The sequence below is a fragment of the Desulfuromonas svalbardensis genome (assembly GCF_055389415.1).
Map to the genome: position 1 here is coordinate 2,925,385 of NZ_AP042416.1, position 13,378 is coordinate 2,938,762.

Annotated in this window: 12 protein-coding genes; 7 read left to right on the forward strand and 5 right to left on the reverse strand. The window is 44.1% G+C overall.

Going from position 1 to position 13,378, the window contains the following annotated elements; all coding sequences use genetic code 11:
* The first annotated feature begins 45 nt into the window (after window positions 1-45).
* The gene (locus ACZ5KY_RS13170; RefSeq protein WP_464244357.1) at window positions 46-780 is read left to right on the forward strand and encodes a UDP-2,3-diacylglucosamine diphosphatase; all 735 of its coding nucleotides are present in this window, start codon (window positions 46-48) and stop codon (window positions 778-780) included.
* On the opposite strand, the gene ACZ5KY_RS13175 is transcribed toward ACZ5KY_RS13170, so the two are convergent.
* Window positions 777-2,198: a M16 family metallopeptidase gene (locus ACZ5KY_RS13175; RefSeq protein WP_464244358.1), complete on the reverse strand. Its 1,422-nt coding sequence runs from the start codon at window positions 2,196-2,198 to the stop codon at window positions 777-779. The two genes, ACZ5KY_RS13170 and ACZ5KY_RS13175, sit on opposite strands and share 4 nt — an antisense overlap.
* Entirely contained in the window at window positions 2,198-3,706 is a 1,509-nt protein-coding gene (locus ACZ5KY_RS13180; protein ID WP_464244359.1) for a M16 family metallopeptidase, read from the reverse strand. Before ACZ5KY_RS13180 ends, ACZ5KY_RS13175 begins: the two co-directional genes overlap by 1 nt.
* A gap of 204 nt (window positions 3,707-3,910) precedes the next feature.
* Here ACZ5KY_RS13180 and ACZ5KY_RS13185 point away from each other — a divergent pair, with 204 nt between their 5' ends.
* Together ACZ5KY_RS13185 and ACZ5KY_RS13190 are read left to right on the forward strand one after the other, a co-directional pair.
* On the forward strand, window positions 3,911-4,096 hold the full coding sequence (locus ACZ5KY_RS13185; RefSeq protein ID WP_464244360.1) for a hypothetical protein: 186 nt from the start codon (window positions 3,911-3,913) through the stop codon (window positions 4,094-4,096).
* Between the two features lie 750 nt (window positions 4,097-4,846).
* Window positions 4,847-7,603: an Rne/Rng family ribonuclease gene (locus ACZ5KY_RS13190; protein WP_464244361.1), complete on the forward strand. Its 2,757-nt coding sequence runs from the start codon at window positions 4,847-4,849 to the stop codon at window positions 7,601-7,603.
* A gap of 69 nt (window positions 7,604-7,672) precedes the next feature.
* On the opposite strand, the gene ACZ5KY_RS13195 is transcribed toward ACZ5KY_RS13190, so the two are convergent.
* The 3 genes from ACZ5KY_RS13195 to ACZ5KY_RS13205 all read right to left on the reverse strand — a co-directional run bounded on the left by ACZ5KY_RS13195 (window position 7,673) and on the right by ACZ5KY_RS13205 (window position 10,228).
* Window positions 7,673-7,903: a hypothetical protein gene (locus ACZ5KY_RS13195; RefSeq protein ID WP_464244362.1), complete on the reverse strand. Its 231-nt coding sequence runs from the start codon at window positions 7,901-7,903 to the stop codon at window positions 7,673-7,675.
* 305 nt (window positions 7,904-8,208) lie between these two features.
* A complete protein-coding gene (locus ACZ5KY_RS13200; RefSeq protein ID WP_464244363.1) occupies window positions 8,209-9,177 on the reverse strand; it encodes a polyprenyl synthetase family protein in 969 nt (322 codons plus the stop codon).
* A gap of 133 nt (window positions 9,178-9,310) precedes the next feature.
* Complete coding sequence (locus ACZ5KY_RS13205; protein ID WP_464244364.1) at window positions 9,311-10,228, reverse strand: helix-turn-helix transcriptional regulator; 918 nt, start codon at window positions 10,226-10,228, stop codon at window positions 9,311-9,313.
* A 223-nt stretch (window positions 10,229-10,451) separates the two neighbouring features.
* On the opposite strand from ACZ5KY_RS13205, the gene ACZ5KY_RS13210 reads away from it, so the two are divergent.
* The 4 genes from ACZ5KY_RS13210 to ACZ5KY_RS13225 all read left to right on the forward strand — a co-directional run bounded on the left by ACZ5KY_RS13210 (window position 10,452) and on the right by ACZ5KY_RS13225 (window position 13,296).
* A complete protein-coding gene (locus tag ACZ5KY_RS13210) occupies window positions 10,452-10,751 on the forward strand; it encodes a cytochrome c3 family protein (RefSeq protein WP_464244365.1) in 300 nt (99 codons plus the stop codon).
* Between the two features lie 47 nt (window positions 10,752-10,798).
* The gene (gene extJ, locus ACZ5KY_RS13215; RefSeq protein WP_464244366.1) at window positions 10,799-11,032 is read left to right on the forward strand and encodes a selenite/tellurite reduction operon protein ExtJ; all 234 of its coding nucleotides are present in this window, start codon (window positions 10,799-10,801) and stop codon (window positions 11,030-11,032) included.
* Between the two features lie 328 nt (window positions 11,033-11,360).
* Window positions 11,361-12,407, forward strand: coding sequence for an agmatine deiminase family protein (locus ACZ5KY_RS13220; protein ID WP_464244367.1), 1,047 nt, complete (start codon window positions 11,361-11,363; stop codon window positions 12,405-12,407).
* Window positions 12,388-13,296 (forward strand): carbon-nitrogen hydrolase, encoded by a 909-nt coding sequence (locus tag ACZ5KY_RS13225; RefSeq protein WP_464244368.1) that lies wholly within the window; start codon window positions 12,388-12,390, stop codon window positions 13,294-13,296. The genes ACZ5KY_RS13220 and ACZ5KY_RS13225 overlap by 20 nt, the downstream gene beginning before the upstream one ends.
* Window positions 13,297-13,378: the final 82 nt, after the last annotated feature.

Genomic DNA, 13,378 nt, shown 5'->3' on the forward strand with positions numbered 1-13,378 from the left:
AGAGATCTGTTGCCGCAACGTAGTTCTGCTGTTATAGTGCGCGCCATGAAAGATATATTCATTGCCGACGCGCACTTAACTGACCAAAACGATGCATCTTACCGCCACTTGGTCGACTTTTTAAACACCCAATGTGGACAGATACGCCATTTGATCTTACTCGGCGATATCTTTGAATTTTGGGTTGGTTATCGCCACTGCGTTTTCAGCGCCTACCTCCCCTTACTGCAAGTGCTACAACAGCTTCAAGCCAATGGCACCCAGATTGTGATGGTTGAGGGGAATCACGATTTCAATATGGGACCATTTTTTAGTGAATCGCTCAAAAGCACCATCTTCCCTGATGGTGGCACCCTGAAACTTGATAATCTTAATGTTTACCTCTGTCACGGTGATACCGTTGCTGCAACACCAAACTACTTGCGCTTGCGCCGTTTTTTCCGTAGCTCATTTGCCAAAATGCTCATGCGCATTTTGCCAGCCGATACAACTTGGGGTATTTCTGAAATACTAGGCAATGCCAGTCGCAAGCGGCGCGCCTCGCAAACAAAACGACAACGCGCTCTACCTGAAGCAAGCATCAAACAACACGCCTCACAACACTTCAAAAATGGATGCGAAGCATTCCTTTGTGGCCACTTCCACCAAGCTTACCATCAACAACTAGATCAACACCCTGTGATTGTTGTCGGCAATTGGGGGCAAACCTGTCATTACGCTGTTCACGAGAATGGCCACTTCAGCCTTGAAGTCTATCAACCCAGCCCAACGAACTCCTAAAGCAACTCTGCCAACGGGATCTCTTCAACAGGTTCAGCCAACAGCTTGAGTGATGGCTGTAACGCCTCGCGATCACCAACAAGAATCAACAGTTGTTGCTCTGGATGGATATATTCCATGGCCACCCGTTGCACATCAGCAATGGTCACCGCCGCGATACGTTGGCGATATTCTTCAAGATAATTTTCGGGATAACCATACATCTGCTGTAACATGATCCGCTTAGTTAAGGCATGGGTGTTTTCAAAGGTAAATACAAATGAATTGATCAGGCTATCTTTGGCCTGAGTCAACTCCTGCTCTGTAATGGGTTGCTGACGAATGGTCTCCATCTCACCGCGCAACAAGTTAACCACTTCAGCGACTGATTCGTTTTTAGTTTCACATCCGGCAATAAAAGGACCGAGCAGGCGACGACCGACAGAAAAGTAGGAGTACACAGAGTAAGCTAATCCCCTATTTGAGCGGATTTCTCGCATCAACCTTGAACTAAATCCACCGCCACCTAAAATATAATTCATCACCTGAACAGCGTGCAGGTCGGGATTATTTTTCTCAATACCAATCTCACCCAGCAGTATTGTTGTTTGCGGTATCGGCCGATGAATAAGCACTAAACCTGTTGGGTTGGAGTCCTTAAAGCTGGGCAGAACATTCTCACCATTAAGACCTTGCCAAGCACCAAAAGAGTGATCAAGCCACTGTTTTGCCTCAGCTGCAGTTAAGTCACCCGATATAACAATACGTGTATGATGTGGAGAAAAATGGTGATGATAATAGTGCTCTACATCTTCTATTTTCAACGGCGCAACCGTATCGTAACGGGATGAGTTGGCCAGAGGATGACCTGCATAAAGCTTGGCAAAGAGTACTTGCTGCGCCAACCTCGACGTATGATCACCGCGACGACGAATCGATTCCAACAGTTGCTGTTGATTTACATCAAAGCGCTGCGAATCGAACTTTGGTTCCTGCACCATAGCCGCCAATATTTCAACGCCCAGCTGCGCATCTTCACGTAAAAGAGATAGGTCAAAGTTGGTCGTATAGGTGTTTGAATTCACCTGAACCTGTGCAGCCAATTCCTCTAGCTGTTGATCTAACTGTTCGGCATTCCACCGACCTGCCCCGCCATTACGTAATAGCGCCGCAACCAGTTTCTCTAACCCCGCCATATTGTTCGGCACGCCGATTTTTCCCGCATCAACAATGACCGAAACATCAACCAAAGGAAGTTCAGAATCTTGTTTAAAGAATACCTCTATCCCATTATTTAATTGAAACTTTTCAGGATACTCTATGGTAAATTCTAGCGCATTCGATTCCACTTGATCGGGTCGTTGTTCGGCAGAACATACCGGTACAGAAAAAAGGGCTAACAGCATAAAGAGCACAGTAAAACGTTGCAGAAAACGCATCAATCTTTCTCCTGAACAAGAGTAATAACTGTCCGATTATCATGTGTAAGCCAACGCTCAGCAGCGGCCCTTATATCATCTGATGTGAGCTTGGCAACATGATCTTCATACTCAACCAGATACCGCCAACTTCCAGCAATCACATGATAACGAGTCAACATGTTTGCCAGTCCATTATTGGTACGCAAATAACGCAACCGATCTGCACGTAACCGTTTCCTGATACGACTTAACTGCTCATCCTCAATCCGCTCATTTTTCAATTTTTCGAGTTCAGAATAAATCGCTTGCTCAAGCTCTACTGTTGTATGTGGATATCGCGGAGTCGCACTTAACACAAAGAGATTATCGTACCGACCTCCTGGAGCGCCATAGCTTGATACCGAAGTTGCAATTTGCTGCTCTAATACCAGAGATTTATATAACAATGAGGTGGGGCCTTCGGTTAACCATTGACCAAGGAGATCAAAAGCATAATCGTCACGCGAAGGCAACGTTGGCTTATGGAAAGCAATCAACAATTGAGGCTCAGCGTCAAAACGAACTTCGGTACGCCGCTCCCCCTTTTGTTCGGGTTCGATTGCCGTAACAGGTGGAATTTTTACACCCGCAGGGATCGCAGCAAAATACTGTTGCACCCATTTTTGGGCCTTAGCAACATCAACATCGCCAACCAATGCGATCACAGTGTTAATCGGGGCATAGTAACGATGTAAGAAATCAGCCGTTTCTTCCTTACTCAAGTTGGTAATATCGCTGTTCCAACCGATCACGGGGTGACGATAGGGATGGACGCGAAAAGCCGTTGATATTAACGCCTCATACATCATCCCTGAGGGCTTACTTTCATACGAACGCCGCCGTTCTTCGAGAACGACATCACGCTCGGTATAAAATTCACGCAAGACAGTGTTTTGCATGCGATCTGCTTCTAAGGAGATCCATAGCTCCAATTTATTGGCTGGCAATGAAATCAAGTAACTGGTGAGATCTTTACCGGTAAAGGCATTGAAGCCAACGCCGCCATGACGTGCATAGATCTGCGAAAACTCATCCTTGACCACCAACTGACGCTGTTGTTGCTGCAAGGCACTCATCTCTTCCTTAAGTGCTGCGATCGCCACATGAGCTTCGGGTTGACACCGCTGCATCTTTTCTAGCTGCAATGCGGCACCATCAATCGCCTCAATTAACGGCTTTTCAGCAGCATAATCACGCGTACCAATCGTCTGGGTACCTTTGAAGCGCATATGTTCAAGAAGATGAGCTACCCCCCTGTTTGCGCCATCCTCATCAGCAGAGCCAACGCCTACCGTCATATAAGCTGTAAAGGTTGGTGTGTCATGGCGCTCAACAACCAAAACAGTTAAACCATTTTCAAGCTGAAACGATTGCACCTTCTGCTCAAGCAATTCAGCAGCTTGAGCACTCACAATCGTCGCACAAAAAATATAACAGAAAGTAAATAACCACATTCTGTAACGAACACCAGATAACTGACCCAACATAAAGACTCCTACGATCTCAATTCCCATCATTGTAATGTACAATTTAAAATTATAACATAATGTCTGATCTCAAGATAACAGAACTCGCCAAGACTTTCCTCAAAGCTCAACATCTACGTTACAGCAGTCAACATAACGATACCCACATATTAAAGATAATAAGGGATACACAAAAGTAGACAACTAGGGGTAGTGGGGAAATTGATGAAACGTGAAAATTGTAAGGGATCAAAAGAAGAGATGAGTACAACTGGAACAAAAACGCCCTGTTCCGGAGGAGGGATGGAACAGGGCTCGCGCCCCAAGGGGATGGGGGGCTTCTTTTCTATGTTGCTGGCAGTAAACTGCCATGGCTTAGCAACACTTAACCATCTTTTTCACCACCAATAAACGATAGAAAAAAGATAATGAGACTATAAACATAAATATAAAATTCATCAAGCCTAAAAAATTTTTATTCAGCCTTAAGATGATTCACAGAGTAGCAAATAAAAACTATCGTCCAGCCTCTTAACCTCCCAACCCAAAACACAACGAATTAAATGATAAAAAGATGAAAGCTTCCCCTATTTTGCCATATCTGGTATACTCGTTTTTGGTTAGAAGCATTCGATTTACCTACATAAATCAACATGCCTCGAATACAGACTCATTTTGTTCATTCATACCGTCTGCTTAATTTTACACAAAGTAGAGAGTGGCCCTGATCGCTAAGACACAAAGCTGTAGCCAATATTCAATCGCCAACGTCTAAGCTATTTTCGCAGCAAATAGATAGCGCTTGAATCTCTAGGCAGCTCACCTTCGTGGTGACAGTTCGGTGTAACACCATGTGATTCAGATCCTACGGTTCAATGAACTACGGTTGGAACCATTTATGATGAGGAATAGGCTCGATCTATTTACTCTCATAATTGCAGCAGAGCCCCAACGCGATGGTATTCTCGTCGCACAGTGGCCGCTATTCGCTGCATTACAATTTATCGTCCTACTTAACCTCGCACACTTATATGTTAAGTTAGGAAGCGGTTTAGGTACTAACCTTTATTGGATAGCAACCAAACCACCTAATTAATGACAGATACGAATCAATAGTTTCGTATCTCACGTTGTCAAAGACAACGTCACAAAAGGTTATACATGAGCAAAAAAATGTTGATCAACGCGACCCTTCCAGAAGAAGATCGGGTCGCCATTGTTGAAGATGGAATTCTGACTGAGCTAGATATTGAAATAGCAGGTCGCCAACAAACAAAAAGCAATATCTACAAAGGTGAAGTCATACGTGTTGAACAAGGGTTACAAGCTGCCTTTGTTGACTACGGTGCTCAACGACCAGGTTTTCTTCAAATTGGTGAGATCCACCCCTCGCTTTACCCGAAACGTGATGACGATACACCTCACCCCCGCCGCCCAGCCATAACCGACATTCTAAAACGGGGCCAACAAATCCTTGTTCAAGTGGTTAAAGAGGAGCGCGGCAACAAGGGCGCAGCACTCACCACAGAAATCTCCCTACCTGGTCGTTACATGGTGCTCATGCCTGAGAGCAGCTCTCGCGGCATTTCACGCAAAATTGACAATGACTCAGTGCGCAAAGGGATCAAACAAACCATGGCAGGGCTCGAACTGCCAGAAAACATGGGTTACATCATTCGTACCGCAGCCATCGATCAGCCAGCAGAAGAGCTGAAACGTGACTTCGATTACCTACTGAATACCTACAATAGTATTATTAGTCATAATGAAACAGCTAAAGCTCCAGCCTTAATCTACCAAGAATCAAACTTGGTCATCCGTTCTATTCGTGATTATTTCAGTACTGATATCGATGAAGTTCTTATTGATGACCGCGCAGTATTCCAAGAAGCGCGTGATTTTTTCAAAGCAGTAATGCCTGAACATGTCTCTCTGGTTAAACTGCACCAGGAACGGCGACCAATTTTTTCTCGCTATCAAATCGAAGAGCAAATATCTCAACTTTCTAGCAATACGGTAAACTTACCATCAGGCGGTTCCATTGTCCTCGATCAAACCGAAGCGCTCGTTGCCATTGATGTTAACTCAGGGAAAATGTCGAGTGAACAAGACGTTGAAGCAACGGCTCACCGTGTTAACCTTGAAGCCGCAGTTGAAGTGGCTCGACAATTACGCCTGCGCGATATGGGCGGATTGATCGTGATTGACTTTATCGATATGCGCCAACGTAAAAATGCGCGCGAAGTCGAAAAAGCACTTAAAACGTCCTTAAAAATAGATAAAGCCCGCGTGACAGTTGGCCGCATCAGCCATCAATTCGGATTACTAGAGATGAGCCGCCAACGCATTAAGGCGAATCTAGGTGAAGGCGCTTATCGCGTATGTTCACATTGTCAGGGCAAGGGGCGCATTCAGAGTGAAGAATCATGTTCTGTTTCATTGCTGCGTCAAATCCAAGCCAGTACAGCTAAAGGTAATGTAAGCAAAGTATTGTGCAAAGCGGCGGTTGATGTTGCAAACTATCTTCACAATAACAAACGACGCGAACTACATGACCTTGAGCAACGCTATAATCTGACAATCTCGATCACTGCCGATTCGCTCTTTTTACCAGAGCAAACAGAACTTGAGGTCATCAAACAATCACAAGAACAAAAAGAAAATAGAAGCAATACGGAAACAGCACCTCTTGTTGATATGGATATGTCATTGCGTGGCCAATCCAATGAAAGCACAGAAGAGAACCCCGAAAAACCTTCTAGTAGCGAAGCTGACACGACAACGACAGAAGAGACCAACGAAACATCGACAGAGAGTCAAGAAACAACAGAGCGAAAAAGACCACGTCGGCGTCGGCGTTCCAACAGACGTCGTCCAGACCAAAAGAGAACCGACGATACGAACGCCACAGACAGTACGGACGAGAAGAGCGAATCGTCTTCAGCTGATGAATCAACGACACAACCAAAAACAGCTGAAGTAGCCGAAGCTGAAAACAATTCGGTTTCATCAGCATCAACTAAAACAGCAACACCAACCACAACTGATGAAAATAAGACAGTCCCTTCTGTTGTTAGTACATCTGAAACTAACAAACAATCTGAACATGTTATTCAGGATGAGCCCGCTAAGAAACCTGCAAGACGTCGTCGGGCCCCAGCAAAAAAAGCAACACCAAAACCTGAAGAAAACACTGACGATACAGTTAAGGATGATACCGCGGACACGGAAACTACTACAGAAAAACCAAAACGACGAGCACCACGACGTAAGCCAGCACCTAAGGTGACTGAAGCAGAGAACAATGAGAAAAACAGCGATCAGCCCTCTACGACCGTAGCAAAGTCAGAAGAGGAACCGAACGTTGAGCCTGAGAAAAAGCCCGTTCGCCGTCGTAGGACGCCAAAAAAAGCTGCTGAAACAACAGAAACATCAACGGCTGAAGAACTAAGCACAACAACACAGGAAGATGCAAAACCAAAACGTCGGGCACCTCGTAAGAAAGCCGCTCCGGCTCCCGCTAAAGATACGACAGCAACTGTGGAAACAACACAAGTGGTAGACAGAGATACTGACAGCGCAGCAGAGGAATCAGTTGAGAAGCAACCAACACGCCGGCGTAGAACAACAAAGAAAACACCTGAAACGACAACACCTGAAGTAACGGTTACACAGACAACTGATGAAACCGTTGTAACGGAGAAACCAAAACGTCCCGTTCGACGTCGTTCAACCGTTGATAAAACGACAACAACAGCTGAGACAACAAACGAAAAAGATACAGAAGTAAAAAAACCGGTAAAACGCAGAACACCTCGTAAGGCGGCTACCAAAGAAGAACAATCCACGAACGAAGAAACAAAACCGAAGAGACAAACATCGACAGCGAAGAAAACTTCGCCAGAGATTGAAGAGTAACAATAGAAAATTAGTTCTAAACGTAAAAAGCCACTATACGATAAATCGTATAGTGGCTTTTTTAATACACTACTTTTTTTGAGGGGGGCGCATTTGACGAGAAATGATCGCCAATGGCAATAATCGGCGATGCATTTCTAATAAGGTTGTCATGTCCATGCCATCATTAATAATCATATCTTCAGGACTGAATTCTGTTTTGGCAATATAGCTGTCCCCACCACGTCGATAAATACAAATCGTATAACTTCGATCTGAAAAATCAAAAAAGCTTTTATGGACAAGTTCTTCATGCTGCATAAATAGATTCTCTCACCTTGAATTGAAATCACCTATTACTTATGCAGATAGTATTCCAAACAGGGTGAGTTATAATTTACCACGACTAAAAAAAGAGTGTGTTAGTCACAACTTCCATGGGACAACATTGCCCTAACGTCTACCTTATCGTAATAAAGCGCTAAATTTATTTCATATCATTTTTAAATTATGATGATTTATCATTTAATTTCATGGTGTCTAATAGATCAAAAACAACAATGCCCTTGCATCGATGAACCGAAACAAGGGCATTTAACGAACTAACTTCAGCGATTTTACGCAACCTACTTTGTACGGCTCACCACGTAATCAGCTAACACATAAAGAGCACTCTTAGTTTCACTTGCGTCAAACACATCAAGACAACCTTTAGCTTTTTCGATCAAATCCTTTGCACGGACTCGGGTATAATCAATGCCATTATAACTGTGAATTAATTGGGTAACAGAGGCAAGATCCTCATCACTAAGAAGTTCTTTCTCAACAACGTCTGCGACCATTTCACGTTCTTCAGAAGTACATTTACGCAGAGTCTCTATCAAAGGAAGCGTCATCTTGCCCTCTTCGAGGTCTTGACCACAGGCTTTACCAAACTCTGCCTGATCAGCGACATAATCAAGTGCATCATCCATAAATTGGAACGCTATCCCTAAATGCATACCAAAATCACTGAGGGCTTGCTCCTGAACCTCATCAACTTCACTAAGGACACCACCGCAGCGACACGCTGCGGCAATGAGCACCGCGGTTTTGTCTCGAACTACCTGCATGTAGCGCTCTTCAGTCAAATCAAGGTCACAAGTACTGATCAACTGCAGAACTTCACCTTCAGCCATCATAGTCGTTGCATCCGACAACGCCTGCAAAATCGATAAGCTACCAGTACGAACCATGAGTGAAAATGATTTAGAAAAAAGGAAATCACCAACCAGAACAGAGGCTTCATTGCCCCACACTGAATTGGCAGAAGCTTCACCACGTCGCAAATCAGCACTATCAACAACATCATCATGTAACAGCGTCGCGGTATGAATAAATTCAACCACACTCGCAACACCAATGTGTTTATCGCCTTGATATCCCGTTAAGCGTGCCGCAAGAAGAACCAACATTGGACGCATCCGCTTACCGCCACTGGCAAGCACATATTCGCCAACCTTACGTATCAATAAAACTTCAGAATCGAGATCGTGCTTAAATTGCTTCTCAACTAAGGACATTTCACTGTCCAACATCTGTAATACTTGTTCCATGAGTCTGCTCACCTAAAATAAAGACACGAATTACACTTGATAATGATCAATTCAAGCATGCACGCAATAATAATTTAAAAAAAGAGTATAAAACAATCTGTGTCTATTGGCACTCTAAAAGGACGTGATTACGCTATTTATTGTGGTCAACTTCAGGGGAAATCTTTTCAGGGGAAATTCCTGACATAAAACGCAATAATTCGTCATTCCAGTAATATTGTTCCTCAATCCAAAGCTCTTCAACAGCATCTAAATCTAAGGGCAAATTTGGCATATTTTCACTTAAATAAGAGGCATCCAACATCTCATCATCATCAATCAATCCATCGCCATTCAAATCTGCCCAATGGATCTTTGCCACAACGAGCTTGTTGGCACCAATCAATTCACACTGGTTACGACCAGTGGCCGTATGGGCGATCAACTCACCATCAAATGCAGCCATCTGATTTAGGGGTGAATCAACTGGAATCTTGACGAGATAATAAATTTTAAACGGTTTCTCATCCAATTGAACAATCCAACGAATTAATCCCGTTTCAGGATCGACACTATCGGGTTGAGGCGATGCGGCAACAAAAGACCACCCACGAGGAAGCGTTTCGCGTACGACACCTCGAACTCCTGCACCACTCAAACGTAACTGAACGGGGATCACCGCATTGGGCGAACCATAGCTCGGTAAAACTCTCTCAGATTTAATTTCAGGACGGTAAAACAACCAAAATATAAATATCGTAAGAGATAAACAGATCATGGCACCGATCAGTAGCCATAATTTTCGCGATAAACGACGGTTATTAGCATCAGGCGGGGTTGAGTCTTCAGCGTCACTACATAGAATGTCATCTATAGACACTTCTAAAGCTTCAGCAAGCCGTTGTGCATTCGCCCTCTTAATCGTTGGATAGCGATTGTTCTCCCAACGCGAGATGGTATCAGTCGTAACACCAACCATTTTGGCGACATAAAGCTGAGTCAACGCTTGCTGCTCACGTATCTTCTTTATGGCAGCACCATCAATATTGGCCGTAGATTCAAATTTATCCATATCAACTGTTTCCATAGCATTGAACTCTAGCAGAATTACCTAGAAAGAGCAACGAACAGTAAACAAGGTTAAACAATTCAACATCTATAACCACCTGAAATTAAAGGAATAGCTGTCGACATAGGGCTATATACAGGTAGATATCGACTGATAACTTGTTTTAAATAACGTAAAAAGGTTGCAACAGGTTGAAAACATTTTTTCTTTACTCAAGGAGGTAACAATGGAAAAGAAAGTATTGCTCATCGCTCTCATTCTCGCTCAATTTACTTTTATCGGTATTAGCGGTGCCTTTGCAGCCGACCAGTACAGCTACACAGGAAAAGGAACCGTCACTTTCAACCATGCAGAGCATGGTAAGAAAATGGAATGTTCAGCATGCCACACAGGAGAAGAACCAGCCCAAATTGCGATCACCAACAAAAAAGAGGGACACGATCTTTGCCTCAATTGTCACAAGGCGGAAAAGAAAAAAGGCAACAAAGCGGCACCAACAAGTTGTAGTCAGTGCCATAAGAAGTAAACAGACATTGGATCAGTAAACATCACACTTAAACAAAGGGGTACAACATGACAAAAAAATGGATCACACTATTGGCAATCACAGCAGTTTTTGCAACATTCAGCGGTCAAGCCTTTGCTAAAAGCATTAAAGGTGAAGTTACGAAGGTTGAAGGGACCGAGATCACCATCACAATTTCTAAAGATCAGGCTAAAAAAATTACCGTTGGTGACCAAGCAAAGCTTTCAATCAAAACACAAAAAGCACCATCTGCAGGCAGTGACGCTCTAACTGGCTGCTAACTCCTAAGGTGGATGCCGATTATTTTCGGCATCCACCTCTGCAACACAGAATTATCTCCCCACCACTTCAAGCTATTTCACTACAGACAGTTTCGTGTCATAATTGGTGCTGAATCAATTTCACAAGCCTAGCAGGCTGTCGGGCTTGACAAGCCGTAGCGAGAGACAGCAGGCTTGAGGCCAGATTTTCGACCATTTGAGAGCGAATAGTGAGCCTATTTGTCGAAAATGGACGGGAATATGGGCCAAGTCCAGCTGATTCGCAGTAGGTTCGTGTCAAGTCCGACAGCCTGCTAAAACACAATACTGTCTACCGTGGAGAAAAACTTTGAATCACGCACAGATCCGCTTACCTGCTGAATGGGAAAATCAAGATGGCATCCTGCTTTCATGGCCTACCATCGACAGCGATTGGGCTGACATCCTAGATCAAATTGAACAGGTATTTATCCAACTAGTGAAACAAATCTGTCGTTTCGAAAAAGTAGTGATTGTCACAGCAAATATTGATCATATTCTTCAGCGGCTCAATCAGGAGAATATTCACTCTGACAATATTAAGTGCTACGCCATCGATATGAACGATACGTGGACCCGTGACTGCGGCCCGATCACTGTGTATGGTGACGGCAAGCCTCTTTTATATGATTTTGGCTTTAATGGCTGGGGATTAAAGTTTGCCTCTGACAAAGACAACCAAATGAACCATCACCTAGCACAACAACATGCCTTTAGTGCGCCCATGATCACCCAACCACTGATCCTAGAAGGTGGCAGCATTGAATCAGATGGTCAAGGAACTTTACTAACCACAAGCCAATGCCTGTTGAGCCGAAACAGAAACCCATCTCTTGGTAAATCACAGTTAGAACACTTTTTTTCTACACAGATGGGGATTCAAAACTTTCTCTGGCTTGATCACGGTTACCTTACTGGTGACGATACCGATTCCCATATAGATACACTTGCACGATTATGCCCGAATAATACCATTGTATATACGGCTTGCGATGACAGAGCTGATGAACATTTTGTACACCTCAAAGCAATGGAACAGCAACTTACTGAATTCAGGACTATTGACGGATCACCATATCACCTGTTACCACTACCGTGGCCTCAAGCACAATTTGACCATGACGGCGAGCGCCTTCCGGCGACATACGCTAATTTTCTTATTATTAACGGTGCAGTGTTGGTTCCAACCTATGCTGATCCCGCTGACAAAAGTGCTCTTGAAGTGATTCAAACTGCATTTCCAGCCCATGAAATCGTTGGTATAAATTGCTCTTCAGTCATCATTCAGCATGGGTCGCTACATTGTTTGACCATGCAACTGCCTCAAGGAACTCTACATGACACGTGCTTTAGTTGAAAAAGGAACCCACCTCAATGTCGCGATGGTCCAACAGCGCTGCAATGGCGATCGCGAGAAAAACATTGCCACAACAAGCACTGCGATTGATCAAGCTGTTGCCGACGGTGCACAGTTGGTTGTTTTACAAGAACTACACACCAGCCTCTATTTTTGCCAAACACAGCGCTGCGATAACTTTGACCTTGCAGAGACGATACCCGGACCAAGTAGCGATTATTTTTCAAAAATTGCCCAGCGACACAATATTGTCATCGTTACATCATTGTTCGAACGTCGAGCCCCAGGGGTCTATCACAACACAGCCGTTGTCTTCGAATGCGATGGTACCATTGCTGGAACCTACCGTAAGATGCACATTCCAGACGATCCAGGTTATCATGAGAAATTTTATTTCACCCCTGGTGATTCCGGATTTAATCCGATCAGTACCAGTGTAGGTAAGCTTGGGATATTGGTCTGCTGGGATCAATGGTACCCCGAAGCCGCGCGTCTTATGTCCCTTGCCGGTGCAGATATTCTGATTTACCCAACAGCAATAGGTTGGGATCCGCACGACGATAGTGACGAACAAAAACGACAACTGGATGCATGGATCACGGTTCAGCGTGGTCACGCTGTGGCAAACGGCATTCCAGTGATTGCCGTTAACCGGGTGGGTTTCGAAGAAGACCCTAGTGGTCATACTAAAGGAGCAAATTTTTGGGGCAACAGTTTTGCTGTCGGACCACAGGGAGAGTTTATCGCTCAAGCAAATGAAAAAGATGAAATCGTAGTACATGCACAAATCGATTTAAAGCGCAGTGAACAGGTACGCAGAATCTGGCCATTTCTACGTGATCGGCGCATCGATTGCTACCAAGGAATTTGTCAACGGATACGCGATTAACGGTATATCTTTCCTCATAAATTGACTGAATAAAAAATGGCCACTTCGTTAGAAGCGGCCATTTTCAATCAAACCAACAAAA